This is a genomic window from Streptomyces sp. Qhu_M48, assembly GCF_051305195.1.
In the GTDB taxonomy this organism is placed as follows: domain Bacteria; phylum Actinomycetota; class Actinomycetes; order Streptomycetales; family Streptomycetaceae; genus Streptomyces.
On the sequence record NZ_CP195432.1, the window covers coordinates 6346664 to 6371521 of the forward strand.

Sequence of the window (24858 nt, forward strand, 5' to 3'; positions counted from 1 at the left end):
ATCAGCGGGCGGCGATGCCCTCCTCCAGGTGGGCGAGGGCCGTCGGGCCGTCGTCCGCGAAGAGGACGAGGTCGGCGAGGGGGAGCGGGAGGAAGCCCTCCTCCTCCATGCGCTGGAACTGGGACTTCAGTCCGTCGTAGAAGCCCGCCGTGTTGAGGAGGACCACCGGCTTGCGGTGCTTGCCGTGCTTCTTCAGCTCCAGGATCTCGGTGGCCTCGTCGAGGGTGCCCGTGCCGCCGACCATGACGACGACGGCGTCGGACTTGGCGAGGAGCAGCGCCTTGCGTTCGGCGAGGTCCTTCGCGACGACCATCTGGTCGGCGTCCGCGCGGGCCTTGTGGGCGAGGAAGTCGACGGAGACGCCGACGAGCCGGCCGCCCGCCTCCTGGACGCCGTCGGCGACGACCTTCATCAGGCCGGTGTCGGAGCCGCCCCAGACGAGGGTGTGACCGGCCTTGCCGAGCAGCCCGGCGAACTCGCGGGCGGGGGCCGTGTACCGCTCGTCGAGGTCGGCGGCGGAGAGGAAGACACAGATGTTCATGGCCACCACCGTAGCCCTGACCAGCGCCTTCCGAGATTCTCCGGAACTTTCCGCCCGGCGGCGATGAGTTCCGGTGGCGGCCCCGGTCTGAGGTGGCATGGACGAGGTCAGCGGGGTCAGGGGACGGGTCACGTCGCGGGACGGGACGCCGATCGCGTACGAGCGGTACGGGGGCGGGCCGCCGCTCGTCCTGGTGAGCGGGGCCCTGGGGACGGCCGCGGCCGAGCGGCCGCTCGGCGCGCTCCTCGCCCGGCGCTTCTCGGTCGTCGCGTACGACCGGAGGGGGCGCGGCGGGAGCGGTGACACGGGGCCGTACGCGGTGGAGCGGGAGATCGAGGACCTGGCGGCGGTGGTCGGCGAGGCAGGGGCCGGGGCGGCGCTGCACGGAACGGGCACGGGAGGCGCCCTCGCCCTCGCCGCGGTGGCCGCCGGAGTCGGGGTGGGGACGGTGTCGGTGTACGAGCCGCCCTACTCGGTCGAGGACGCGGAGGCCGTGGAGCGGCGGCTGCGGGTGGCGGAGCTGCTCGGCCGGGGGCGGCCGGCCGCCGCGCTCGAACTCTTCCTGGCGGACCCGGCGGTGCCGACGGCCCCGTGGGCCGGTGCGAGGGAGCTGGCGGGCACCCTCGCGTACGACCTCGCCGTCCTCGGCGACGGGACGGTGCCGGAGCGGCTGCTCGCCGGGGTCCACGCGCGCGTGCTGGTGGTCGACGGGGGCGCGAGCCCGGCCGGGACCCGGCGGGCCGCCCGCGCCCTGACGGCGGCCCTCCCCCGGGCCAGGCACCGCACCCTGACGGGTCAGACGCCCGACGTGGCGCCGCACGCCCTCGCCCCGGTCCTCACGGGATTCCTCGCCGAGGACGTGGAGACGGTGGGGGCGGCGTAGCCCTGCCCGGGAGGGCTCGGGGTGGGGCCGGGTGGAGCGGGGGCCGGGTGGGGTGGCCCGGGCGGCGGCCCGGCCCTGCGGTGGAGCGGCCGGGCTGGGCGGCACGGCCCGGGCGGGGCGCCGCGTGCGGCCCGGGCGGGGGCCCGGGTCGTGGGGACTACGCCGGGGCCGGGGCCGTCGTGCGGCGGGTCGTCGTCGCGATCGTGGCCGAGCCCACCACACGCGTGCCGTCGTACAGCACGATCGCCTGGCCGGGGGCCACGCCGCGGACCGGCTCGTCGAAGCCGACCGTGAGCTCGCCGTCGACCAGGGACGCCGTCACCTCGGTCTCGCCGCCGTGGGCGCGGAGCTGGGCGGTGTAGCGGCCCTCGCCCTCCGGGGCGGCGCCGCACCAGCGCGGCTTGATCGCGGTCAGGGCGGTGACGTCGAGCGCCTCGACGGGGCCGACCGTGACCGTGTTGTTCACCGGCGAGATGTCCAGGACGTAGCGGGGCTTGCCGTCGGCGGCCGGGTGCCCGATCCGCAGGCCCTTGCGCTGGCCGATGGTGAAGCCGTACGCGCCGTCGTGGCTGCCGACCTTCGCGCCGGCCTCGTCGACGATGTCGCCCTCCGCCTTGCCCAGACGGGAGGCGAGGAAGCCCTGGGTGTCGCCGTCGGCGATGAAGCAGATGTCGTGGCTGTCGGGCTTCTTCGCCACCGCGAGCCCGCGCCGCTCGGCCTCCGCCCGGATCTCGTCCTTGGTGGTGAGGGTGTCGCCCAGCGGGAACATCGCGTGCGCGAGCTGCTTCTCGTCGAGCACCCCGAGCACGTACGACTGGTCCTTCGCCATGTCGGAGGCCCGGTGCAGCTCGCGGGTGCCGTCCTCGTTCAGGACGACCGTCGCGTAGTGGCCGGTGCAGACCGCGTCGAAGCCGAGGGCGAGCGCCTTGTCGAGCAGCGCCGCGAACTTGATCTTCTCGTTGCAGCGCAGGCACGGGTTGGGGGTGCGGCCGGCCTCGTACTCCGCGACGAAGTCGTCCACGACGTCCTCGCGGAAGCGCTCGGCGAGGTCCCACACGTAGAAGGGGATGCCGATGACGTCGGCCGCCCGGCGCGCGTCACGGGAGTCCTCGATGGTGCAACAGCCTCGCGCTCCGGTACGGAACGACTGCGGGTTCGCGGAGAGGGCGAGGTGCACGCCGGTGACGTCGTGGCCCGCCTCTGCGGCACGGGCGGCGGCGACGGCGGAGTCCACTCCGCCCGACATGGCGGCGAGGACACGAAGGGGGCGCGGGGGCGGAGTCTGAGTCATAGCCCCACCAGGGTACGGGGCGCCGGGAACCACCGTCGCGGTAGTAAGCGTTCTCGGTGGCATGGGGAGCAAGGACAACGGTACGGGCGGGTCCGGCGCGAGCGGTTCGGACAGGCGGGTGGGGCGGCGCGCGGTGCTGCTCGGCGGCGGGGTCGCCGTGCTGGGCACGGCCGCGCTGGCCAGGGAGGAGCTGGCGCGCGTCTGGTGGCGGCTGCCGGGGATGGAGCGGAAGCGGGTCGAGGGCGAGCTGGACCACAAGGCCGCCGAGTGGGCCTCGGCGGCGCGGGCGAACTGGCGCCGGGCCGACCGGCCCGACGACTACCGGATCGACCGGGTCGTGATCCACGTCGTCCAGGGCAGTTACGCGACCGCCCTGAAGGTCTTCAGGAACCCGGGGCACGGGGCCGCCACGCACTACGTGGTCCGGAAGGACGGTCATGTGGCGCAGATGATCCGGGAGCTCGACGTCGCGTTCCACGCGGGGAACCGCGACATGAACGAGCGGAGCGTCGGCATCGAGCACGAGGGCTTCGTCGACCGGCCGCAGGACTTCACGGCGGCGATGTACGCGGGGTCGGCGCGGCTGACGGCCGACATCTGCGCCCGGCACGGGATACCCGTGGACCGGGAGCACATCATCGGGCACGTGGAGGTCGAGGGCACCGACCACACCGATCCCGGTCCGCACTGGGACTGGGACCGCTATCTGAAGCTGGTGCGGGAGGCGTCGCGGAAGCCCGCGACGCCCGCCTGAGCCCCGTCGGCGGTCCTCAGGTGAGGCCCGCGGTCCGGGCCCGCTCCACGGCCGGGCCGATCGCCTTCGCCACCGCCGCCACGTCCTCCTCGGTGGAGGTGTGGCCGAGCGAGAAGCGCAGGGTGCCCCGGGCCAGGTCCGGATCGGTTCCGGTGGCGAGCAGGACGTGGCTCGGCTGGGCGATGCCGGCGGTGCAGGCGGAGCCGGTGGAGCAGGCGATCCCGGCGGCGTCGAGCAGCAGGAGGAGGGAGTCGCCCTCGCAGCCGGGGAAGGTGAAGTGGGCGTTGGCGGGGAGCCGCTCGACGGGGTCGCCGCCGAGGATCGCGTCGGGGACGGCCGTCCGGACGGCGGTCACGAGGCTGTCGCGGAGCGCGCCGACCTCCCGGGCATACTCCTCGGTCCGCTCGGTGGCGAGCCGGGCGGCGACGGCGAACGCGGCGACGGCCGGCACGTCGAGGGTTCCGGAGCGGACGTGCCGCTCCTGCCCGCCGCCGTGCAGCACGGGTACGGGGGTGTGCTCGCGGCCCAGGAGCAGGGCGCCGATGCCGTAGGGCCCGCCGATCTTGTGGCCGGAAACGGTCATGGCGGCGAGTCCGGAGGCGGCGAAGTCGACCGGGACCTGACCGACGGCCTGGACCGCGTCGGCGTGCAGCGGCACGCCGGACTCGGCCGCCACGTCGGCGAGTTCACGCACCGGCATGACGGTGCCGATCTCGTTGTTGGCCCACATGACGGTGGCGAGGGCGACGGAGTCGGGGTCCCGGGCGATCGCCTCGCGCAGGGACTCGGGGTGCACCCGGCCGTACCGGTCGACCCGGAGGTACTCGACGTCGGCGCCCTCGTGGGTGGCGAGCCAGTCGACGGCGTCGAGGACGGCGTGGTGCTCGACGGGGCTGGCCAGGACGCGGGTGCGGCGGGGGTCGGCGTCGCGACGGGCCCAGTAGAGGCCCTTCACCGCGAGGTTGTCGGCCTCGGTGCCGCCCGAGGTGAAGACGACCTCGCTCGGCCGGGCGCCGAGCGCGGCGGCAAGCGTCTCGCGCCCCTCCTCGACGGTCCGCCGGGCCCGCCGTCCGGCGGCGTGCAGGGAGGAGGCGTTGCCCGTGACGGCGAGGTGGGCGGTCATCGCCTCGATCGCCTCGGGCAGCATGGGAGTGGTCGCGGCGTGGTCGAGGTATGCCATGGTGCGTCGATTCTACGAGCCCATGACGGCAGCCCCGGCGGGTGGCCGGTTCACGACGTCGACCACGGCGCCCGGGGCCGGGTCCCGCGCCGGGTGCGCACGGCGCGGGGCGCCGGATGCGCGGGACGCCGGGTGCGGCCTCGGGTCAGCCGCGCGGGGCGCGGGCCAGCTGGCGGGACTGGGCGACCAGGCGGTCGGCGCTGTCCCAGACCTCGGCGTCCTCCTCCAGGAAGCCGCCCGCCAGGTTGCGGGTGGTGATGGAGACGCGCAGCGGGCCGGGGGCCGGGCGGCAGCGGACGTGGGTGGTGAGCTCGACGGTCGGGGTCCAGCCCTTGAGACCCAGCTCGAAGGAGGTCGGCGGCAGCGCGTCGACCGTCAGGAGCAGGGACAGCGCGTCGGGCTCACGGCCGTCGGCAAGACCGAACCAGGCCCGCATCTCGCCCTTACCCGACGGCGCGCCGACCGCCCAGCCGACGCAGGCCGGGTCGAGCCGGATGTCGAGCCGGTCAGTGATCGCGGAGGAGCCGGGGATCACCGTCGTCGGGCCGTCGGAGGCGCCGAAGCAGTTCTCGATGGCGGCCATCGCCGGGGGCGTCGCGGTGGTGCGGACGTCGTCGGGGAGCGCGTCGAGGTCGCCGTACGAGGCGAGGACCCGGATGCGCTCGACCTCGGTGCCGTCCTCGGCGTACTGGAAGAGGGAGGCCTGGCCGGTGGAGAGCGTCCGGCCGGTCCGGACCGTCTCCGTCCTGATCACCGCGGGGCCCGGCACGGACGGCGTCAGGTAGTGCGCCGAGATCGTGAACGGGTCGGGGTGCGGAAGGTGCTCACCGAGGGCGCGGCCGAGCAGAGCGAGGAGGTAGCCGCCGTTGACCGCGTGGATGATCGTCCAGCCGGCGGAGAGGTCCGCGTCGTAGACCCCGGGCTCCCGGAGGATGACTGCGGTGTCGCGGTCGAACTCGCTCGTCGCCGCGGTGGTCTCGGTGCTCGTGCTCATGGATCCGACGGTACCCCAGAAGGCTACTGAGCGGTAGCTTTTTCGGGAGCCTCGCGGGCGGAGGAGCGCCGGTTCCAGGCGCGGGGCGCGCGCCAGTGGTAGCGCATCGCGAGCAGCCGGAGCGCGAAGGCGGTGAGGACGGCGGCGCCGCTCGTGAAGGGGTTGAGCATGTCGAAGCGGATGCAGAGCGCGACCATCCCCGCGCCGACGATGGCCGGGACGGCATACAGGTCCCGGTCCCAGCGCAGCAGCGACGGGACCTCGTTGGCGAGCACGTCCCGCAGGACACCGCCGCCGACGGCGGTCGCGAGACCGAGCACGGCGGAGGAGGTGAGGCCGAGGCCGTAGTCGTACGCCTTCGTCGTACCGGTCACACAGAAGAGGCCCAGGCCGGCGGCGTCGAAGACGTTGACGGCGGTCTGGGTGCGCTCGACCTCCGGATGGAGGAAGAAGACGAGACCCGCGGCGATCAGCGGCATGAGGAAGTAACCGAGGTCGGTGAAGGCGGCGGGGGGCACGGCGCCGATGACCAGGTCACGGAAGAGACCGCCGCCCAGGGCGGTCACCTCGGCGAGGACGGCGATGCCGAAGACGTCGAAGTTCTTCCGGACGGCGAGGAGGGCGCCGGAGATGGCGAAGACGAAGATGCCGACGAGGTCCAGGGCGTGCTGGACATCGGGGCTGAACAGATCGTGGAGCACCGCCCCATTGTCCCGGTAGTTCCCTCGGGGGCCGCCGGGGACTCCCGAGCCCCCGGCCGACCCCGGGGCGGGGGGTACGCGAGGAGGCCCCCGTCGCCGTGGGCGGGGGCCTCCTCGGGTCACTCCTTGGCCGCGCCGCCTTCGACGGCGCCCGCCCCGGGCTCGGCCGGCTCCGGCCCGGAGGCCTGCGCCTCGGTCGCCTCCGGCTTCGTCGGCTCCGGCTTCGTCGGCTCCGTGGGCTGCGGGGTCTTCGTGATCTCCACCGACTCCCTCGCCCCGGGGATCGTCAGCGATTCCGCGTTCTCCGGGTGGTGGCAGGCCACGCGCTGGCCCGGGCGGAGCTCCACGAGCGGGGGCTCCTGCGTCTTGCAGAGGTCCGTCGCCTTCCAGCAGCGGGTGTGGAAGCGGCAGCCCGGCGGCGGGGCGATCGGGGACGGGACGTCGCCGGTGAGCAGGATGCGGTCGCTCTTGGCGCCCCGGCGGCGCGGGTCCGGGATCGGGACCGCGGACATCAGGGCCCGGGTGTACGGGTGCATCGGGTTCTCGTACAGCGACTTGCGGTCCGCGAGCTCGACGATCTTGCCGAGGTACATCACGGCGATGCGGTCCGAGACGTGCCGGATGACCGACAGGTCGTGCGCGATGATCACGTACGTGAGGCCGAGCTCCTGCTGGAGGTCGTCCAGCAGGTTGACCACCTGGGCCTGGATGGAGACGTCCAGGGCCGACACGGGCTCGTCCGCCACCACCAGCTTCGGCTTCAGGGCCAGGGCGCGGGCGATGCCGATGCGCTGGCGCTGCCCTCCGGAGAACTCGTGCGGGTAGCGGTTGTAGTGCTCGGGGTTGAGACCCACCAGGCCCAGGAGACGCTGGACCTCCTTCTTCACGCCGCCCTCGGGCTCGACGCCCTGCAGCTTGAAGGGGGCCGAGACGATCGTGCCGACCGTGTGGCGCGGGTTCAGCGAGCCGTACGGGTCCTGGAAGATCATCTGGATGTCCCGGCGCAGCGGCCGCATCCCCGCCACCCCGAGGTGGGAGATGTCGGTGCCCTGGAACTCGACCGTGCCGTCGGTCGGTTCGAGGAGCCGGGTGATGAGCCGGCCCATCGTGGACTTGCCGCAGCCGGACTCGCCGACGACGCCGAGGGTCTCACCGGGCAGGACCTCGAAGTCGATCCCGTCGACCGCCTTGACGGCGCCGGTCTGGCGCTGGAGGAGCCCCTTCCTGATGGGGAAGTGCTTCTTCAGGCCGGTGACCTTGAGGAGGGGTTCCATGGTCTCGCTCACAGTTTCGGCGCAATCTCTTCGGTCCAGATACGGGTCCGCTCCTCCTGCGGCATGTGGCAGGCCGAGTGGTGCCGTTCGCCGGCGAGGGCCAGCTCCGGCCGCTGGGTGCGCGTGATGCCGCCCTTGGGGACGTCCGCGTACGGGCAGCGGGGGTTGAAGGCACAGCCGCTCGGGATGTTGATGAGGCTGGGCGGGTTGCCCTTGACCGGGATGAGCCGGTCGGTCTGGTCCCGGTCGATCCTCGGCATCGAGCCGAGCAGGCCCCAGGTGTAGGGGTGCTGCGGCTCGTAGAAGACGGACTCGGCCGGTCCGCGCTCGACGCAGCGCCCGCCGTACATGACGAGGATGTCGTCGGCGAGCTCGGCGACGACACCGAGGTCGTGGGTGATGATGACGACCGCGGAGCCGAACTCCTTCTGGAGGTCCCGCATCAGGTCGAGGATCTGGGCCTGCACGGTCACGTCGAGCGCGGTGGTCGGCTCGTCGGCGATGAGCAGCGCGGGGTTGTTGACGAGCGCCATGGCGATCATCGCGCGCTGGCGCATGCCGCCGGAGAACTCGTGCGGGTAGCTCTCGAACCGCTTGGCCGGCTCGGGGATGCCGACGCGGTCGAGGAGTTCGACGGCCCGCTTGCGTGCCGTCTTCTTGTCGACGTCGTGGTGGACGCGGTACGCCTCCACGATCTGGTTGCCGACCGTGTAGTACGGGTGCATCGCGGACAGCGGGTCCTGGAAGATCATCGCCATCTCGCGGCCGCGCAGCCTGCGGACCTCGTCCGGGTCGGCCGAGAGCAGCTCGCGCCCGTTCAGCCAGATCTCGCCGGAGATGCGGGCCTTCTGCCGTCCGTACTGGCCGACGGTGTGGAGGCCCATGATGCCGAGCGAGGTGACCGACTTGCCGGAGCCGGACTCGCCCACGATCCCGAGGGTCTTGCCCTTCTCCAGCTGGAAGCTGAGACCGTCGACCGACTTGACCAGACCGTCGTCGGTCGGGAAGTGGATCTTCAGGTCGCGTACGTCGAGGAAGGCGTCGGAGGGCGCGGACCCGGTGCGGGCGGGTTCCGCGACCGCCGCGCCGGTCTTCGTCAGCTTGTCCGTCATGCGAGCCTCACTCGGGGGTCGATCACCGCGTACAGCAGGTCCACGACGAGGTTCGCGATGACGACGCACGCGGCGGTGATGAGCGTGACGGCCATGATCAGCGGCAGGTCGCGCTCGCTCACGCCCCGGATGGCCAGGGCGCCGAGGCCGTGGAGGCTGAAGGCGGTCTCGGTCAGGATCGCGCCGCCGACGAGGGCGCCGAGGTCCATGCCGAAGATGGTCAGGATGGGGGTCATGGTGGAGCGCATGGCGTGCTTGCCGAGCACGACCGACTCCGGCAGGCCCTTGGCCCGGGCGGTACGGATGTAGTCCTCGCCGAGGACCTCCAGCATGGTGGCGCGGGTGAGCCGCGCGTACATCGCCGCGTACAGGAAGGCGAGGGTCACCCAGGGCAGCAGCAGGCCGCCGAACCAGCCTCCGAAGGACTCGGAGATCGGCACGTACGAGGCGTTGACCCAGCCCAGGTGGGTGCGGAACACCAGCATGGCCAGCATGGCGGTGAAGAAGATGGGCAGCGAGACACCGGAGAGCGCGGTGATCATCGCCACGCGGTCGATGATCGTGCCCCGCTTGAGCGCGGAGACGACACCCGTGGAGATGCCCAGGATCAGCCACAGCACGGCGGCGCCGAGCACCATGGAGAGGGTGACGGGGAAGGCGTCGACCAGCATCGAGAAGACGTCCTGCTCACTGCGGAACGAGTACCCGAAGCAGGGCATCGCGCAGTGGATGGTGTCGCCACCGCCGGTGTAGTCACGACCGACGAAGATGCCGGAGACGAAGTGCCAGAACTGCACCAGGAGCGGCTCGTCCAGACCCAGCTTCTGCCGGACGGCCTCGATGGAAGCCGGATCCGCCTGCTTGCCGACGAACATCGCGGCAGGGTCGCTGCCGGTCATCTTGGGGATGAGGAAGAAGATGCTGAGCGTCACCAGGGTGACGACGAGCAGCATCACGGCGACTGCGAAGAGGCGCCGGACTATGTATGCAAGCATGCGGGTCGGCCGGTCGGCGGCCGGGGAACCCAAGGGGGTCCCCCCGTGCCCTGGAGGCCACGGGGGAGGGTTCCCCGGCCGCCGCCCTCGGCCATCACCTGCCCTTCGGACCTGGCGGCGGGTGGTGCGCCGGTGGAGCGGGTCGGATTACTTGACGACGCCGAGCGACGCGTAGTCGTAACGGCCGTTGTAGGCGTCGGCCGTGTAGACGTTGGTCAGCCGGGAGCTGCGCCAGATGATGTTCTTCTCGTGGGTGAAGGGCAGGTAGACCGCGGCCTCGGAGACCTTGGTGTTGATCTGCTTGTAGAGCTCGCCGGCCTTGGCCGGGTCGGTCTCCTTCAGCGCCTGGTCGAACAGGCCGTTGATGGCCTTGTCGTTCAGCTCCGAGAAGTTGTTGTTGCCGCTCTGGAGGATGAAGCGACCGTCGACGAGCGGCTGGAGGAAGCCCTGCCCGGACGGGAAGTCGGCGCCCCAGCCCATGATGATGATGCCGTAGTTCTTGTCCTTGACGACCTTCGGCGAACCGATGATGCCGGAGGTCTGGGCGCCGTCGAACTGGTCGATCTGGGCGTCGATGCCGACGGCCTTCAGCGACTGCTGGAGGGACTCGGCGGTCGCGATCTCGATCTTCTTGTTGTTGCGGACCGCGATGGTGGTCTTGAAGCCGTCCGGCTTACCGCACTTCTTCAGGGCCTCCTTCGCCTTGGTGAGGTCCGGCGCGCCGGCGAGCTTGCCGTACGGGTCGGCCTTCGGGTCGGCACCCTTGATCGCCGGCGGCAGCATGTTGGAGGCGATGTCGCCACCGGCCTGCGGGCCGCCACGCGCGGTCTGGAGGGACTTGGAGTCGGCCGCGTAGATGATGGCCTTGCGGCACTCGACGTTGGGGATGACCGTCTGCGGGAAGACCGCGTAGCGGATGAAGCCCGTCTGCGGGTTGTCGATGTTGCCCTTGTGCTGCTGGAGCACCTTCTGGCGGGCGGCGGCGCCGACACCGGTCGCGTTGATGTCGAGGTCGTACTCGCCCTCGACCAGACGGTTGTCCATGTCGTCGGCGTTCGTGGTGAACGTGACGCTGACCTTGTCCGGAAGCGCCTTGCGGACGGTGTCCGTCTTCGCGTCCCACTTGTCGTTGCGGACGAGCTTGATGGACTTGTTGGGGGTGTACGACTCCCACTTGTACGGACCCGAGGAGAAGGGCTTCAGGCCGTACTTGGCCTTGGTGTCCTTGTCCTGGCGGACCGGGGAGGCGGCCGGCATGGCCAGCATCTGCAGGAAGTCACCGTTGGCGACCGGCAGCTTGAAGACGATGGTCTTGTCGTCCGGGGTCTCGATCGCCTTGAGGCCGAGCTTGTCCGCGGAGGTGTCCTTGTACGGGCCCTTGTACTCGCCCTTGGGGTCGAGGACCTGCTGGAGGTAGATCGGGCCGCCGGAGATGACGTCCTGGGCCCAGATGCGCTCGATGCCGTACTTGATGTCCTTGGAGGTGATCGGCTTGCCGTCCTCCCAGGTCACCCCGTCCTTCAGCGTGAAGGTGTAGGTGAGACCGTCGGCCGAGACCTTGCCGGTGTCGGTGGCGAGGTCGGAGACGAGCTCCGTGGAGGCCGCGCCGGGCTCCGCCTTGAAGGTGACCAGCTGGCGCGTGTAGTAGCGGGCGAAGTCCCACACGAAGCCGTAGTAGCCGCGCTGCGGGTCCCACGAGTCGGCCTCCTGCGAGCCGATGAACTTCAGCTCGCCGCCCTTCTTGTCGGAGGGGTTGGCGATCTTGTTCACGCCGGCGTTGAAGCCGGGCGCACCGCCCTTGGCCTTGTCGCCGCTGCCGCCGGTGTCGCCGCCGCACGCGGTGGTGACGACCATCGTGGCCGCCGCGAGCAGCGCGCCCGCGGCGATTCTGCGCCTCTGAGAGCTCATCAGAGTCATGGGTCTCGCAACCTCCGGGATAGTGGCGGCCGATACGGCGGTCCGCCGAGGGTGGATCAGCCTCCTGACGCCTGCGGCAGGGGCGGTCTTGCGGGTCGTCGGCGAACGGTCAGCGGGAGCCCTTCGGGTCGAGCGCGTCACGCACGCCGTCGCCGAAGAGGTTGAACGCCAGAACGGTGATGAAGATCGCGAGGCCGGGGATCACCATGAACAGGGGATCCGCCTCATAGGTGGTGATGGCCGTCGACAGCATCTGCCCCCACGAAGCGGTGGGGGGCTTCACGCCCGCGCCGAGGAAGCTGAGCGCGGCCTCGGTGAGGATGTTGGTGGGGATCATGAGGGTCGCGTAGACCGTGATCGGGGCGATCAGGTTGGGCAGCAGCTCACGGCGGAGGATGTAGAGGCGGCCGGCGCCGAGGCTCTGGGCGGCCTCGACGTACTCGCGGTTGCGCAGCGAGAGGGTCTGGCCGCGGACGATGCGGCCCACGTAGGGCCAGCCGAAGAAGCCGATCACCAGCACCAGGGCGGCGATGCGGACGCCGGAGCCGTCGAGGCCGAGGAGTGAGTTCGGCAGGACGGAGACCAGGGCGATGGTGAAGAGCAGCTGCGGGAAGGCCAGCATCACGTCCATGACGCGGCTGAGGGCGGCGTCGATCCAGCCGCCGAAGTAGCCCGCGATGATGCCGAGGATCGTGCCGAGGACGACGGCGAAGACCGCGGCGAGGAAGGCCACGAGCAGCGAGATCCGGGCGCCGTAGACGATGCGGCTGAAGACGTCGCGGCCGTTGACGGGCTCGACGCCGAAGAGGAAGTCGGAGCTGACGCCGCCCCAGGAGCCGATCGGGGTGCCGAACAGCGGGTCGATCTGGTCCTCGTGGAACTCGTCCGGCGGGTGGCCGAGGAGGCCGACGATGACCGGAGCGAAGATCGCGACCAGGACCAGGAAGAGGACGACGAAGGCACCCGCGAGGGCCAGTTTGTCGCGCTTGAGGCGGGTCCAGGCGATCTGCCAGGGCGAGCGGCCCTCGATCGCCTTGCCGGAGCCGGAGTGGTCCGGAGTGCCGGGAGCGTCGGGAGCGGCGTCAGCGGTGGCGGTCGACTCGCCCGCACTCGTCTCGTGCAGTGGTGCCGTCATCGTGGTGAGGACCCCTCTCGGCCGCCGGTAGCCGGCCCTTGCCCGCCGCGGGTAGCGGCTTGGTGGAACAACCTGCTGGGCACTTGCTCTAAAGGAGCCGAACGCCCGGTGTTCCGGGGAGTCTTCAATGCGCTTGTGATCACCCGCCAGCCCTGACGGGGAATGTTTGCTCAAACGTGATGCGGTGCTGTGACTTCCGTTATCCGGACGTCGTGATCACCTGAGCGGACCATCTCGGGGCCTCTTCCCCTCAATCGGACATGTCGCTCAACCGGGCGTTCGGCGTGCCGAATTGGGGCGAAAGACGGCCTCCGGAGCGAACTCCGGAGGCCGGTGGGAAGGGCGTGAGAAGGCGTACGTCTCAGTATCCGGACGGAGCCGGTGGCGGGTATCCGTACCCCGGGGCGGGCGCGGAGCCGCGCCCCGCGTGCGCCTCGCGGTCGTAGAAGGGGCGCCCGTTCGCGCGCAGCCAGTGCGCCACCGGGTCGTAGGCGTCGGAGAGGGCGACCGTCGAGACGGGCAGCCCGTCGGGTACGGCGCCGATCGACTGGCGCATCATCGCGCGGACGTTGTCGACGGCCGCGGCGGAGGTGTCGTACAGGTCGAGGCCGATGACCAGGTACGGGGAGCCCAGCGCGGGCTGCACCCAGCCGCGGCGCAGGGCGCGGACGGCGGGGGTGCGGTGCGCGTTCTGCGTGAGCAGGGCGTAGAACTGCGGGAGCTCCAGGGTGGGCTCGGTGACCCGCAGCGGTCCCGCGGGCATCCGGTCGAGGCCGGTGGCGATCCGGCGCAGGTCGGCCCAGGGGATGCCGACGCCGCCGCCGGGGGCGTGCGGATTGAGCCAGACGCCCCAGCGGTCGGGGTAGAGGGCGCGGGCGATCTCGCGGCCGGTGACGAGCTCGTGGGCGCGGTGCCAGCCGGAGGCGGCCAGTTCCTGGGCGGAGGTGACGCAGGGCGCGTAGCCGAAGCCGTCGACCTCCATGTTCCCGTACTGGGCGTCGGACGAGCCGGGCGAGCCCTGCCAGAGCAGCATCCAGAGCTCGCCGTCGGCGAGGGCGTGCAGCAGCTGCTCGTACGCGTCGTAGCGTCCGGGTGCCACCTGGCGCAGCATGTGCTCGACCGTTCCGGCCGCAGCGGTGCCTGACGCGCTCACCCTGGGTTCCGCCCCTCTTCCGTCCACCGAGTCAGTTCAGCTTAAACATGGGGCCGGTCACACGGCGGCGCGCTGGTAGAAGGGGCGCACGCGCTCCAGCATCCAGTCGCCGACCGGGTCCTGTGCCATGTCGAGCAGGATGAGGCTGACCGGCCAGGCGACCTCGACCCGGCCCAGGGCGCGGCCGAGGGCGTCCAGGGGCGCGTTGCGGTCGACGCCGTCCCAGGCGGCGAGCTGGACGCCGATGAAGAGGGCGGGTTCGGTGCCCTCGACGCTGGCGAGGGCGCGCCGGGCGGTGGTGACGACGCCGGCGGCCTCGAACTCGGCGGAGGCGGCGGCGAGGAAGTCGACGGGGTCGTCCTGCCAGTCGGGCTCGAAGAGGCGGACGCGGCCGCCGGTGGCGGGTCCGTCGAGCGGGGTGCGTCCGGAGCGGCAGAGTTCCGCCACGGCGGGCGGCGGCAGCGGGACGCCGACGGTGCCGCCCGGGTTCACGGCGATGCCGAGCTGCGGGGGCAGGCCTCGGGCGAAGTCGCGGGCGGGGGCGACGGTGAAGGACATGTGGCCGCCGACGCAGGCGAGGAACTGCTGTTCGGAGCTGAAGACGGGGACGTAGGCCGCGCCGTCTATCTCCATGGTCGCGAGGTCGAGGTCACGGCTGTCGGGTCCGCCGCCGTTGGGCAGGGGCACCCAGACGGGGCTGCGGCCGAGCACCTCGACCAGGCGTCCGCCCGCCTCGGGGTTGCCGAGCGAGGCGGCAAGGACCTCTTCGAGCTCGTTGCCCGGCCACGTCACGTCCACGGTCCCCTCGTCCCCTCTCGCACGGCCTGCCGCACCGGCCGCCCCGGGCAGCACCCTAACGCCGCCCCGGAGCCGCTGTGGCCAGAAGACAAGGGTACGAGCGCTTCCGGGGGCGGGAGGACCGGCACCTCGCGGGCCGGGAACCTCCTCAGACCGCGTCGCGGAAGCCGATCCTCCGCAGGGAGTCCGCCGCGTCCCGGTCGAGGAGGGTCGCCGAGGCGCAGCCGTGCGGCAGGCGGCCGGACTCGGCGGCCGCGACGAGCCGGCCGACGGCCCGCCGGTGCCGGGCGAAGGCATAGGAGGAGACCCCCCGGCCGCGGGAGCGCTGGCCCTCGCGGGCGGTGTCGGGGGCGACGTCGAGCAGGACCAGGTGGAGGGATCTGCCCCGGCGGCGGGCCGCGCGGCCGAGCCAGCCGCGCACCCAGGACTGGGTGCCGCAGTCGTGCACGACCACGCTCGCGCCGGAGCGCAGGGCGCGGCGCAGTCCGGCGTAGTGCGCGAGCCGGACCAGGGGGCGGTAGACGGCGTACGGCAGGAGGCGGGGCATCCGGGCCTCCCAGCGCTCGCGGGTGTCCTGGGAGTCGATGCCGGTGCCCTCGGCGGCGCGCTTCATGAGGGTGGACTTGCCGCTGCCGGGCAGTCCGGAGACGACCACGAGGTCCCCGGCGGCGAAGGTGAGGGCGCGGGGTCCCCGGCCGCCGCGCTCGCGCAGGTCGCGCAGGAGCCGGCCGCGGCGGCGGGTCCTGGCGCGGGCCCGTTGGGACGGTATGCCGGTACTCGGCGCGTACGCGCCGGTGTGCTGGAACCTCATCGCTTCTCCCCCTGCCGGGCCTGAGAAGACCCTTGCCCACAAAGTGTAAAGAAACGGTAATGAGACACAAGCGATATGCCCCGCCGGGCTCGCGTGCAATGATGTGCGCGCCAGGCGCGCACAGTCGCCACACAATCGCATACCGGCCGCTCGAATCCGCGCGGGAGAGTTCCGGACGCCGTACGTGTCCGGACGCCGAAGGAGCAAGACCCTCCCTTGAATCTCTCAGGCCCCGTACCGCGTGGATGAGGCAGATCTGAAAAGCGGGACACCCAGCCGTGTCCCCACCCAAGGTGCAAGCCGATCTCTCGGTGCCGCTCTCACGGCGACGAGATGCTCTCGGTGAACCTCTCAGGTTCCATGACAGATGGGGAGGACGTCCTCGCCCGTCATGTGTTTCGTCACCGAACCGCCCTTGGGACCCGGGAGCCACCCCATGAGCACTGCCCGTCTGACCGCCCTCGATGCCCTGCATCGTTCGCTGGGCGCGACCATGACCGACTTCGCGGGCTGGGACATGCCGCTCCGCTACGCCAGCGAGCGGGACGAGCACATCGCCGTCCGCACCAAGGCGGGTCTCTTCGACCTCTCCCACATGGGCGAGATCACCGTCACGGGGCCGCAGGCCGTGGAGCTCCTCGACCACGCCCTGGTCGGCAACATCTCCACGGTCGGCGTCGGCCGCGCCCGTTACACGATGATCTGCCAGGAGGACGGCGGCATCCTCGACGACCTGATCGTGTACCGGCTCCAGGACACGGAGTACATGGTCGTCGCCAACGCCTCCAACGCGCAGACCGTCCTGGACGCGCTGACCGAGCGCGCGGCGGGCTTCGACGCCGAGGTCCGGGACGACCGCGACGCGTACGCCCTGATCGCGGTCCAGGGCCCGGAGTCCCCCGGCATCCTGAAGTCGCTGACCGACGCCGACCTGGACGGTCTGAAGTACTACGCCGGTCTGCCCGGCACGGTCGCGGGCGTGCCCGCCCTGATCGCCCGCACCGGTTACACCGGCGAGGACGGCTTCGAGCTGTTCCTGAAGCCCGAGCACGCGGAGGGCGTGTGGAGGGCGCTGACCGAGGCGGGCGCCCCGGTCGGTCTGATCCCCTGCGGCCTGTCCTGCCGCGACACGCTCCGCCTGGAGGCGGGCATGCCGCTGTACGGCCACGAGCTGACCACCGCGCTGACCCCCTTCGACGCGGGCCTCGGCCGGGTCGTGAAGTTCGAGAAGACGACCAACGAGGGTCGCTTCGTCGGCCGTGAGGCGCTGGAGAAGGCCGCCGAGCGCGCCGAGACCGCCCCGCCGCGCAAGCTCGTCGGCCTGGTCGCCGAGGGCCGCCGGGTCCCGCGCGCCGGCTTCTCCGTCGTCAAGGACGGCGTGGTGATCGGCGAGGTCACCTCCGGCGCCCCGTCGCCGACCCTCGGAAAGCCGATCGCCATCGCGTACGTGGACGCGGCGCACGCCGCGCCCGGCACCCAGGGTGTAGGTGTGGACATCCGTGGCACCCACGAGGCGTACGAGGTCGTGGCGCTGCCGTTCTACAAGCGCCAGAAGTGACGTATCCGTCTCACTTCGCGTCTCACCCCGCAAGACCCACGTGCATCAGCACTCCCCCGATCCAGGAGAATCAGGCCATGAGCAACCCCCAGCAGCTGCGCTACACCAAGGAGCACGAGTGGCTGTCGGACGCCGAGGAAGGCGTCTCGACCGTCGGCATCACGGAGTTCGCCGCGAACGCGCTCGGTGACGTCGTCTACGCCCAGCTCCCCGAGGTCGGCTCCACGGTCACCGCGGGCGAGACCTGCGGCGAGCTGGAGTCGACGAAGTCCGTGAGCGACCTGTACTCCCCCGTCACGGGTGAGGTCGTCGCCGCCAACCAGGACGTGGTGGACGACCCGTCCCTGGTGAACACGGCTCCGTTCGAGGGTGGCTGGCTGTTCAAGGTGCGCGTCGCGGGTGAGCCGGACGAGCTGCTCTCCGCCGACGAGTACACCGCGTTCTCCGCCGGGAACTGAGACCGGGCCCGAGACCCCTTAGGGATCGATTCATGTCGCTTCTGAACACTCCCCTCCACGAGCTGGACCCCGACGTCGCCGCCGCCGTCGACGCCGAGCTCCGCCGTCAGCAGTCCACCCTCGAGATGATCGCCTCGGAGAACTTCGCTCCGGTCGCCGTCATGGAGGCGCAGGGCTCCGTCCTCACCAACAAGTACGCCGAGGGCTACCCGGGCCGCCGCTACTACGGTGGCTGCGAGCACGTCGACGTCGCCGAGCAGATCGCCATCGACCGGATCAAGGACCTGTTCGGCGCCGAGTACGCCAACGTCCAGCCGCACTCCGGCGCCTCCGCGAACCAGGCCGCCCTCTTCGCGATCGCCCAGCCCGGCGACACGATCCTGGGTCTGGACCTGGCGCACGGCGGTCACCTCACCCACGGCATGCGCCTGAACTTCTCCGGCAAGCAGTTCAACGTGGTCGCGTACCACGTGGACGAGGCCGGTCTGGTCGACATGGCCGAGGTCGAGCGCCTCGCCAAGGAGCACCGCCCCAAGGTGATCATCGCGGGCTGGTCCGCCTACCCGCGTCAGCTGGACTTCGCCGAGTTCCGCCGGATCGCCGACGAGGTCGAGGCCTTCCTGTGGGTCGACATGGCCCACTTCGCTGGCCTCGTCGCGGCCGGTCTGCACCCGAACCCGGTCGAGTACGCGGACGTGGTCACCTCCACGACGCACAAGACCCTCGGCGGTCCGCGCGGCGGCATCATCCTGGCGAAGAAGGAGTTCGCCAAGAAGCTGAACTCCTCCGTCTTCCCCGGTTTCCAGGGTGGCCCGCTGGAGCACGTGATCGCGGCCAAGGCCGTCTCCTTCAAGGTCGCGGCCACGGAGGAGTTCAAGGAGCGCCAGCAGCGCACGCTGGACGGCGCCCGCATCATCGCCGAGCGTCTGGTCCAGGACGACGTCACCGCGCACGGCGTCTCGGTCCTGTCCGGCGGTACGGACGTGCACCTGCTCCTCGTCGACCTGCGCGACAGCGAGCTGGACGGCCAGCAGGCCGAGGACCGTCTCCACGAGGTCGGCATCACGGTCAACCGGAACGCCGTTCCGAACGACCCGCGCCCGCCGATGGTCACCTCGGGCCTGCGCATCGGTACGCCGGCGCTGGCCACCCGCGGTTTCCAGGCCGAGGACTTCACCGAGGTCGCCGACATCATCGCGGAGACCCTGAAGCCCGGCTTCGACGCCGAATCGCTGAAGGCCCGGGTGACGGCGCTCGCCGACAAGCACCCGCTGTACCCCGGCCTGAAGTAATTTCGTACGCTTTTGTTCGTACGAACCTCCGGGGCACCGCGCACACTGGACAGTGAGCGCGGTGCCCCACGCCATGTCCTCACGTATGCGCTTCTCTGCTCCACCCCGGCAGACAACGGCGTCTAGCCCCCACAAGGAGTCCACCCGTGGCCATCTCGGTCTTCGACCTCTTCTCGATCGGCATCGGCCCGTCGAGCTCCCACACGGTGGGGCCGATGCGCGCGGCCCGGATGTTCGCCCGCCGCCTGAAGAACGAGGGCCTGCTCGCCCACACCGCGAAGGTCCGGGCGGAGCTGTACGGCTCGCTCGGCGCGACCGGCCACGGCCACGGCACCCCGAAGGCGGTCCTCCTCGGCCTGGAGGGCAGCTCGCCGCGCACGGTGAACGTGGAGACGGCGGACGACGAGGTCGAGCGGATCAGGTCGACCGGCCGGATCAACCTGCTCGGCGCGCACGAGATCCCCTTCGACTTCGACGCCGACCTGATCCTGCACCGGCGCAAGGCGCTGCCGTACCACGCCAACGGCATGACGATCTTCGCGTACGACGCGGAGGGCGCGCTGATACTGGAGAAGACGTACTACTCGGTCGGCGGCGGCTTCGTCGTCGACGAGGACGCCGTGGCGGGCGAGAACCCGATCGTGCCCGACGACACCGTCCTGAAGTACCCCTTCCGCACCGGCGACGAGCTGCTGCGCCTCGCGAAGGAGACGGGCCTGTCGATCTCCTCGCTGATGCTGGAGAACGAGAAGGCCTGGCGGACCGAGGACGAGATCCGCGAGGGCCTGCTGGAGATCTGGCGGGTCATGCAGTCCTGCGTCTCGCGCGGCATGTCCCGCGAGGGCATCCTGCCCGGCGGTCTGAAGGTGCGCCGGCGCGCCGCGAACTCCGCGCGCAAGCTGCGCTCCGAGGGCAACCCGGCGGCCCACTCCATGGAGTGGATCACCCTCTACGCGATGGCCGTGAACGAGGAGAACGCGGCGGGCGGCCGGGTGGTCACCGCCCCGACGAACGGCGCGGCCGGCATCATCCCGGCCGTCCTGCACTACTACATGAACTTCGTGCCCGGCGCGGACGACGACGGCATCGTGCGCTTCATGCTGGCGGCGGGCGCGATCGGCATGCTCTTCAAGGAGAACGCCTCCATCTCCGGCGCGGAGGTCGGCTGCCAGGGCGAGGTCGGCTCGGCCTGCTCGATGGCGGCGGGCGCGCTCGCCGAGGTCCTGGGCGGCACCCCGGAGCAGGTGGAGAACGCGGCCGAGATCGGCATGGAGCACAACCTGGGCCTGACCTGCGACCCGGTCGGCGGCCTCGTCCAGATCCCGTGCATCGAGCGCAACGGCATGGCGGCGGTGAAGGCCGTCACCGCGGCGAAGATGTCGATGCGCGGCGACGGCAGCCACCTGGTCTCCCTCGACAAGGTCATCAAGACCATGAAGGAGACGGGCGCGGACATGAGCGTGAAGTACAAGGAGACCGCCCGGGGCGGTCTCGCGGTGAACATCATCGAGTGCTGAGGTTGTAGGCCCTGAACAGCGCGTTTCTGGCTTTCGGCGCTGTCAGGGCCTTCCTTGCTTGCACGGCGGAAAGGCCCTGGAATCCCCCTGGGACAGACGGGAAAGTCCCTGAGAAGTCCCAGGCGGACCCCCCGCTGATGGGCGTGTGACCTGGGAGTTCGCGGCATCCGCGCAGCGATGATGTCCCTCGGGCACAGCGGATCGAACAATCGCCCCACTCAATAACAAAAGTATTGTTAAACTAGGCCCCATGGCTACCTCCCCGGCGCCCGGCGAAGGACCCGTCCGACCCGTATCGGTCTCGCTCCACGAAGGCACCATCGCTGCCCTCAAAGCACGTACAGGCAAGCGAGGCATGTCCGCCTACGTCGAGTCCCTCATCCAGCGCCAACTGGAGCGGGACCGACTGCGCGAACTCATCGAGGATGCGGAAGCCGACCATGGCCCGGTCGACCAATCGGCCGTCGACGCCAAACGTGCGATCCTCCGCGGCGAGACTGCCAGCTCGGCGGACGCCGCGTGAGCGGCACGCTCGTCCTGGACTGCGAAGGCCTGTCCAAACTGGTACGACGCACACCCGAGATCACCGAGTGGCTGACGGCAGCCGAAGCCGAAGACATCCGCGTCGTCACCAGCTCCGTCACCCTCGTCGAAGCACGCGACCCCAAGGTCAACCAGGCCCGCTTCGACTATGCCGTCTCCCGAGTGAACATCATCCCGCCCAACGAAGCCATCGCCCGCCATGCGAGCAAGCTCCTGGCCACGGCCGGACTGCACGGTCACAAGTACGCCCTCGACGCCATCGTGGCCGCCACCGCGCTCACCTCGCCGTCCCCAGTGACCGTCCTGACATCGGACCCCGAAGACCTCCTGATGCTCTGCGGCCCCAGCGTACGCATCATCAAGGTCTGACCGTGAGGCCGCGCCTCGACCCACCCCTTGCGCGGATCAGAGCGCTGCACGGCAGGCCAGTGCGCAGCCGGTACGCAGCTCCTCACCACTCCGGCCAACACGACGCAGAAGCAGGCCTGTTAGGGAAGTACTCTTCTGCCTGGGTTGATAGCTGCGGCAGGAGCGTTGGACCGGCTACTACAGGTCGACACAGAGGGTGACGACGCAGCGGCGCACGATCTCTATTACTGGCTCAGGCAGGATCGCGAGCTCCGGCGTCACGCGAAGGCAGACCTGACACAAGCCTCTGAAGCTTCTGATCGCATGAACGCGGGCGAGACCATCAACATGTTCGTCAGCAATGGCCTTGCCGCCGCAAGCTTGCTGGTGAACATCGTGGTCGCCTGGCGAGCAGCCCGCCCTTCGCCGCAGGGGACCGTGACCTTCGACCGCGACGGTACGACCGTGACCTGACATGCTGACCTCCAGCCCGGTTTTCGCCGTGCCCGGCCCCAAAGTTGACGAGCTCAACGAGCTCATCGACAAGGTTCAGTTCGGATTCGAGCACGACGGGCTGATCAACACCATTGTGCTTGGCGGCCTGGGCCTGCTCCCCTGGAGTCCGGAGAGCACGTACATGCTGCTCATCGAATACTGGGCTGCGCAGCGAGGTCGTACGGTGCCTCGTACACGTGTGGAACAAGAGCTCAGCGAGCTTTGGGACACCATGGACTCACGTGTCCTTGCAGCGCACTCCTCGCTGCCGTCCTTCCCGTTGGAGGCGTACCCCGATCTGTGGGAGAGGCTGAAGGCCGAGCCGGACTTCCGCGTCGGCAACGCCGGAGCCATGGTGCTCACCCAGCGTGGTGGCGGCGACCAGGCCTGGGAGCGATGGATATCCACTCGCCCCTGGAGCATCCTCAAGGCTGGCCACCTGGTGGGCCTCGGCGGAGATCTGGTCCGTTGTCAGGCCGCACAGCGCGCTCTCAGCCGCCTCCTCGATCAGACTCCGCCGGGCGATGACTTCCGTGGGGTTCTCAAGCGGGCCACAAAAGTCATCCAGGAACAGTTGGACCACATCAGCCTGGCCGTCGAGGGCATGAGCGCCATCGAGTACGACCTGCTACGCGAGCGCAGCCGGGACGAGCACTTCCAAGACGGTTGCCTCACCACCTTCCAAGAGCATCTGCTGCAGCGGTACCAGATCTCCTCCCCCTTCTATGAGCACGAAACAACACACGGCACATGGGGGCCACTTCCCTGGTGGGCAATCGCCCTTCACGACGAACACGAACAGAGGGCAGCGGAAGCACTCCTCAAGCGCGGCGGCATGCAGCTGAGCTTCACCGCCAAGAACCACGACGCTGACGAGCTCCTCATCACCTGCTGGGGACCGGGGCCTGGACCGTCAGGCCTCACAGCCTGCCTCCGCTTCAACCTCCGCGACGCGGTGCACGCATGCGAGCTGCTACTTCTTACCCGTCGGCAGTCTGTGGCGGTGGACTTCCTCACGGAGCACATTGACGAGTGGGACGATCGCGAGATTCATCTCGTCGGGACGATGAATCTCGCGATAGACGGCGAGGTCGGCGCAAGCCTCGCCGACATCGCAACGCGTGCGCTACGCCGGCTCATGCCCCGCGCATCAGGCCCAGCCATCTACCACGACGGAGTCCCGTCGCTTGAGCGACTGCTGAATTCGTCACGACTTCCGCGGATCTACCGCCGCCCCAGGTAGCTAGCACCAAGCCTGGCGAAACCCTCCAGTAAACGTAGACACTCCGTCGGCGTTACGCACACGGCGACCCGGTGAAGTGATCGAAAGTCCATATGAGTGCCAAACGTCTGCCGCCGCTCAGGAATGTCACACATCGTCGGATGCCTTGCAGGTAACCGGCGACACGAAAACTCCCTGAAGAATCCCCGGCATGACACAAAGCGCGCTTGCCGCGCCAAATTCGCAGGTCAGACCCACCACCACATGCGGCCGACATACGCGTGAAGTACAAGGAGACCGCCCGGGGCGGTCTCGCGGTGAACATCATCGAGTGCTGAGGCCGTAGGCCCTGAACAGCGCGTTTCTGGCTTTCGGCGCTGTCAGGGCCTTCCCTGCCAACTGGAGCGGGACCGACTGCGCGAACTCGTCGAGGACGCGGAAGCCGCGCATGGCCCGGTCGACCGGTCGGCCGTCGACGCCAAACGCGCGATCCTCCGCGGCGAGACGGCCGGCTCGGCGGACGCCGCGTGAGCGGCACGCTCGCCCTGGACTGCGAAGGCCTGTCCCCAGCGGCGTCGGCGTCCGCGTCATCACGGTCTGACCGCGAGGCCGCGCCTCGACCCGGCCCGTCGTGCCGTCACGCCGGGGCCGGCACCACGCTCCTGCCCGTCTCGTGCGCGTACAGCATGGCCCGGTCCCGCAGCGCCGCGTGGACCGCCATCCGGGCGTCCCGGCGCCGCTGCGCCGGACCGTCGGGCAGGTGCAGGATGCCCGCGTTGCCCCGCGAACCGCGCTGGATCTCCGCCGTACGGGGAATCCGCAGCGACTGGTACCGGTCGAGCCGGGCCGCGGTCGTCGCCGCCGCCGGATCGGCCAGACAGGCCGCCAGGTCCATCGCGTCCTCCACCGCCTGGTTCGCGCCCTGCGCCATGAACGGCAGCATCGGGTGGGCCGCGTCGCCGAGCAGCGTCAGCCGCCGCGAGGACCACACGTCCAGCGGCGGACGGTCGTGCAGCGCCCACTGGAGGGTCGTCTCCACGGCCCCTACGACGTCCGCGACCAGACCGGTCCAGCCGCCGAACACCCGGCGCAGCGCCTCCGGATCGCCCGGAACCGACCAGGACTCGCCCGGCGACCGGTCCATCGGCACCGTCGCCGCGAAGCTCAGGTACTCCCCCGCCGCGACCGGGTAGCAGACGAAGTGCCCGCCCGGACCGAGCCAGAGGCGCACCAGAGGCGCGCGGGCCGCGTCCGGGAGCCGGTCCATGGGCACCAGGCCCCGGTAGATGCCGAGCCCCGAGAACTCGGGCTCGTCACGCCGGAAGGCCTCGCGGACCGTGGAGTGGATGCCGTCGGCGCCCACGACCAGTTCCGCCCCGCGGACGGTCCCGTCCTCGAAGGTCAGCCGGACGCCGTCACCCGACGCGTCCGTCTCCCGGGCCTCGCTGAGGCGTTCACCCAGCTTGAGGCTGCCCTCGTCGATCAGGGTGAGGAGCGCGTCGTGGAGATGCGCCCGGTGCACCGTGTAGTACGGGGCGCCGAACATCCGCTCGCACTCCGCCCCGAGCGGCGTCCGGGCGATCGGCCGCCCGCTCCACCCCCGTACCTCCATGGCCTCGATCGCCACCGCCCGCTCGCGCAGGGCCGGGCCTAGGCCGAGCCGCAGCAGCGGCCGCACCGCGTTGGGCGAGAGCTGGACCCCCGCTCCCACCTCCGCGAGCCGCCGCGTCTGTTCGTACACCGTGTACGCAATGCCCATGGAGGAGAGCGCGCCGGCCAGCGTCAGTCCGCCGATGCCGGCACCGACCACCGAGACGTGCGGCCGCTCCTCCGCTCCCCACTCGTCCAGATCCCCGAACCGCACCTTGAGACCGCCTTCCGCGTCG

General features: G+C 70.7%; 24 protein-coding genes and 1 riboswitch. Of the genes, 10 read left to right on the forward strand and 14 right to left on the reverse strand.

Translation table 11 applies throughout. From position 1 onward, the window contains the following. Position 1 precedes the first annotated feature (1 nt). Complete coding sequence (locus ACRRSS_RS28355) at positions 2-541, reverse strand: TIGR00730 family Rossman fold protein (protein ID WP_435973896.1); 540 nt, start codon at positions 539-541, stop codon at positions 2-4. Positions 542-638: 97 nt separating this feature from the next. On the opposite strand from ACRRSS_RS28355, the gene ACRRSS_RS28360 reads away from it, so the two are divergent. Next, a complete protein-coding gene (locus tag ACRRSS_RS28360; protein WP_435973897.1) occupies positions 639-1424 on the forward strand; it encodes an alpha/beta fold hydrolase in 786 nt (261 codons plus the stop codon). A 157-nt stretch (positions 1425-1581) separates the two neighbouring features. On the opposite strand, the gene mnmA is transcribed toward ACRRSS_RS28360, so the two are convergent. Beyond that, positions 1582-2715: a tRNA 2-thiouridine(34) synthase MnmA gene (gene mnmA, locus ACRRSS_RS28365; protein WP_435973898.1), complete on the reverse strand. Its 1134-nt coding sequence runs from the start codon at positions 2713-2715 to the stop codon at positions 1582-1584. A 61-nt stretch (positions 2716-2776) separates the two neighbouring features. Between mnmA and ACRRSS_RS28370 the strand changes: the two genes are divergently transcribed. Further along, a complete protein-coding gene (locus ACRRSS_RS28370; RefSeq protein ID WP_435973899.1) occupies positions 2777-3469 on the forward strand; it encodes an N-acetylmuramoyl-L-alanine amidase in 693 nt (230 codons plus the stop codon). Between the two features lie 16 nt (positions 3470-3485). On the opposite strand, the gene ACRRSS_RS28375 is transcribed toward ACRRSS_RS28370, so the two are convergent. From ACRRSS_RS28375 to ACRRSS_RS28425, 11 genes are all read right to left on the reverse strand, one after another. Then, entirely contained in the window at positions 3486-4649 is a 1164-nt protein-coding gene (locus ACRRSS_RS28375) for a cysteine desulfurase family protein (protein ID WP_435973900.1), read from the reverse strand. 145 nt (positions 4650-4794) lie between these two features. After that, a complete protein-coding gene (locus ACRRSS_RS28380) occupies positions 4795-5643 on the reverse strand; it encodes a thioesterase family protein (RefSeq protein ID WP_435973901.1) in 849 nt (282 codons plus the stop codon). A 23-nt stretch (positions 5644-5666) separates the two neighbouring features. Further along, positions 5667-6344, reverse strand: coding sequence for a trimeric intracellular cation channel family protein (locus ACRRSS_RS28385; RefSeq protein ID WP_435973902.1), 678 nt, complete (start codon positions 6342-6344; stop codon positions 5667-5669). 119 nt (positions 6345-6463) lie between these two features. Then, positions 6464-7618 carry an ABC transporter ATP-binding protein gene (locus tag ACRRSS_RS28390; protein ID WP_435975448.1) on the reverse strand — a complete coding sequence of 385 codons (1155 nt, stop codon included), beginning with the start codon at positions 7616-7618 and terminating at the stop codon, positions 6464-6466. A gap of 8 nt (positions 7619-7626) precedes the next feature. After that, complete coding sequence (locus tag ACRRSS_RS28395; RefSeq protein ID WP_435973903.1) at positions 7627-8730, reverse strand: ABC transporter ATP-binding protein; 1104 nt, start codon at positions 8728-8730, stop codon at positions 7627-7629. Then, a complete protein-coding gene (locus tag ACRRSS_RS28400; protein ID WP_351895869.1) occupies positions 8727-9725 on the reverse strand; it encodes an ABC transporter permease in 999 nt (332 codons plus the stop codon). The genes ACRRSS_RS28395 and ACRRSS_RS28400 overlap by 4 nt, the downstream gene beginning before the upstream one ends. 147 nt (positions 9726-9872) lie before the next feature. Further along, positions 9873-11642 (reverse strand): ABC transporter substrate-binding protein, encoded by a 1770-nt coding sequence (locus ACRRSS_RS28405; RefSeq protein WP_435973904.1) that lies wholly within the window; start codon positions 11640-11642, stop codon positions 9873-9875. Positions 11643-11751: 109 nt separating this feature from the next. Next, positions 11752-12777 (reverse strand): ABC transporter permease, encoded by a 1026-nt coding sequence (locus ACRRSS_RS28410; RefSeq protein ID WP_435973905.1) that lies wholly within the window; start codon positions 12775-12777, stop codon positions 11752-11754. A gap of 361 nt (positions 12778-13138) precedes the next feature. Continuing rightward, positions 13139-13930 carry an enhanced serine sensitivity protein SseB C-terminal domain-containing protein gene (locus tag ACRRSS_RS28415; protein WP_435973906.1) on the reverse strand — a complete coding sequence of 264 codons (792 nt, stop codon included), beginning with the start codon at positions 13928-13930 and terminating at the stop codon, positions 13139-13141. Between the two features lie 57 nt (positions 13931-13987). Further along, positions 13988-14728, reverse strand: coding sequence for an enhanced serine sensitivity protein SseB (locus ACRRSS_RS28420; protein ID WP_435973907.1), 741 nt, complete (start codon positions 14726-14728; stop codon positions 13988-13990). A 148-nt stretch (positions 14729-14876) separates the two neighbouring features. After that, positions 14877-15539: an AAA family ATPase gene (locus tag ACRRSS_RS28425; protein ID WP_435973908.1), complete on the reverse strand. Its 663-nt coding sequence runs from the start codon at positions 15537-15539 to the stop codon at positions 14877-14879. A 151-nt stretch (positions 15540-15690) separates the two neighbouring features. Next, positions 15691-15789, forward strand: a riboswitch (glycine riboswitch). Between the two features lie 186 nt (positions 15790-15975). Between ACRRSS_RS28425 and gcvT the strand changes: the two genes are divergently transcribed. The 8 genes from gcvT to ACRRSS_RS28465 all read left to right on the forward strand — a co-directional run bounded on the left by gcvT (position 15976) and on the right by ACRRSS_RS28465 (position 22993). Continuing rightward, entirely contained in the window at positions 15976-17097 is a 1122-nt protein-coding gene (gcvT, locus tag ACRRSS_RS28430) for a glycine cleavage system aminomethyltransferase GcvT (RefSeq protein WP_435973909.1), read from the forward strand. Positions 17098-17174: 77 nt separating this feature from the next. Beyond that, positions 17175-17555, forward strand: coding sequence for a glycine cleavage system protein GcvH (gcvH, locus tag ACRRSS_RS28435; protein ID WP_055601182.1), 381 nt, complete (start codon positions 17175-17177; stop codon positions 17553-17555). A gap of 32 nt (positions 17556-17587) precedes the next feature. Further along, on the forward strand, positions 17588-18847 hold the full coding sequence (gene glyA / locus ACRRSS_RS28440; RefSeq protein WP_435973910.1) for a serine hydroxymethyltransferase: 1260 nt from the start codon (positions 17588-17590) through the stop codon (positions 18845-18847). Between the two features lie 146 nt (positions 18848-18993). Next, on the forward strand, positions 18994-20364 hold the full coding sequence (locus ACRRSS_RS28445; RefSeq protein ID WP_435973911.1) for an L-serine ammonia-lyase: 1371 nt from the start codon (positions 18994-18996) through the stop codon (positions 20362-20364). Between the two features lie 250 nt (positions 20365-20614). Beyond that, positions 20615-20887, forward strand: a complete 273-nt coding sequence (locus ACRRSS_RS28450; RefSeq protein WP_366036008.1) for a hypothetical protein — start codon at positions 20615-20617, stop codon at positions 20885-20887. Next, on the forward strand, positions 20884-21276 hold the full coding sequence (locus ACRRSS_RS28455) for a type II toxin-antitoxin system VapC family toxin (RefSeq protein WP_435973912.1): 393 nt from the start codon (positions 20884-20886) through the stop codon (positions 21274-21276). The genes ACRRSS_RS28450 and ACRRSS_RS28455 overlap by 4 nt, the downstream gene beginning before the upstream one ends. 165 nt (positions 21277-21441) lie before the next feature. Further along, the gene (locus tag ACRRSS_RS28460) at positions 21442-21729 is read left to right on the forward strand and encodes an effector-associated constant component EACC1 (protein WP_435973913.1); all 288 of its coding nucleotides are present in this window, start codon (positions 21442-21444) and stop codon (positions 21727-21729) included. Position 21730: 1 nt separating this feature from the next. Further along, on the forward strand, positions 21731-22993 hold the full coding sequence (locus ACRRSS_RS28465; RefSeq protein ID WP_435973914.1) for a hypothetical protein: 1263 nt from the start codon (positions 21731-21733) through the stop codon (positions 22991-22993). Between the two features lie 616 nt (positions 22994-23609). Here ACRRSS_RS28465 and ACRRSS_RS28470 read toward each other — a convergent pair. Beyond that, positions 23610-24836 carry an FAD-dependent monooxygenase gene (locus ACRRSS_RS28470; RefSeq protein ID WP_435973915.1) on the reverse strand — a complete coding sequence of 409 codons (1227 nt, stop codon included), beginning with the start codon at positions 24834-24836 and terminating at the stop codon, positions 23610-23612. Between the last annotated feature and the right edge of the window lie 22 nt (positions 24837-24858).

What these genes read in the sequence shown, in the direction of transcription:
- ACRRSS_RS28405 (WP_435973904.1), bottom strand. Translation starts at nt 11,642, where the DNA reads ATGACTCTGATGAGCTCTCAGAGGCGCAGAATCGCCGCGGGCGCGCTG.
- gcvH (WP_055601182.1), top strand. Translation starts at nt 17,175, where the DNA reads ATGAGCAACCCCCAGCAGCTGCGCTACACCAAGGAGCACGAGTGGCTG.
- ACRRSS_RS28395 (WP_435973903.1), bottom strand. Translation starts at nt 8,730, where the DNA reads ATGACGGACAAGCTGACGAAGACCGGCGCGGCGGTCGCGGAACCCGCC.
- ACRRSS_RS28450 (WP_366036008.1), top strand. Translation starts at nt 20,615, where the DNA reads ATGGCTACCTCCCCGGCGCCCGGCGAAGGACCCGTCCGACCCGTATCG.
- ACRRSS_RS28355 (WP_435973896.1), bottom strand. Translation starts at nt 541, where the DNA reads ATGAACATCTGTGTCTTCCTCTCCGCCGCCGACCTCGACGAGCGGTAC.
- ACRRSS_RS28375 (WP_435973900.1), bottom strand. Translation starts at nt 4,649, where the DNA reads ATGGCATACCTCGACCACGCCGCGACCACTCCCATGCTGCCCGAGGCG.
- ACRRSS_RS28370 (WP_435973899.1), top strand. Translation starts at nt 2,777, where the DNA reads ATGGGGAGCAAGGACAACGGTACGGGCGGGTCCGGCGCGAGCGGTTCG.
- ACRRSS_RS28410 (WP_435973905.1), bottom strand. Translation starts at nt 12,777, where the DNA reads ATGACGGCACCACTGCACGAGACGAGTGCGGGCGAGTCGACCGCCACC.
- ACRRSS_RS28390 (WP_435975448.1), bottom strand. Translation starts at nt 7,618, where the DNA reads ATGGAACCCCTCCTCAAGGTCACCGGCCTGAAGAAGCACTTCCCCATC.
- ACRRSS_RS28425 (WP_435973908.1), bottom strand. Translation starts at nt 15,539, where the DNA reads ATGAGGTTCCAGCACACCGGCGCGTACGCGCCGAGTACCGGCATACCG.
- ACRRSS_RS28380 (WP_435973901.1), bottom strand. Translation starts at nt 5,643, where the DNA reads ATGAGCACGAGCACCGAGACCACCGCGGCGACGAGCGAGTTCGACCGC.
- ACRRSS_RS28465 (WP_435973914.1), top strand. Translation starts at nt 21,731, where the DNA reads ATGCTGACCTCCAGCCCGGTTTTCGCCGTGCCCGGCCCCAAAGTTGAC.
- gcvT (WP_435973909.1), top strand. Translation starts at nt 15,976, where the DNA reads ATGAGCACTGCCCGTCTGACCGCCCTCGATGCCCTGCATCGTTCGCTG.
- ACRRSS_RS28400 (WP_351895869.1), bottom strand. Translation starts at nt 9,725, where the DNA reads ATGCTTGCATACATAGTCCGGCGCCTCTTCGCAGTCGCCGTGATGCTG.
- glyA (WP_435973910.1), top strand. Translation starts at nt 17,588, where the DNA reads ATGTCGCTTCTGAACACTCCCCTCCACGAGCTGGACCCCGACGTCGCC.
- ACRRSS_RS28360 (WP_435973897.1), top strand. Translation starts at nt 639, where the DNA reads ATGGACGAGGTCAGCGGGGTCAGGGGACGGGTCACGTCGCGGGACGGG.
- mnmA (WP_435973898.1), bottom strand. Translation starts at nt 2,715, where the DNA reads ATGACTCAGACTCCGCCCCCGCGCCCCCTTCGTGTCCTCGCCGCCATG.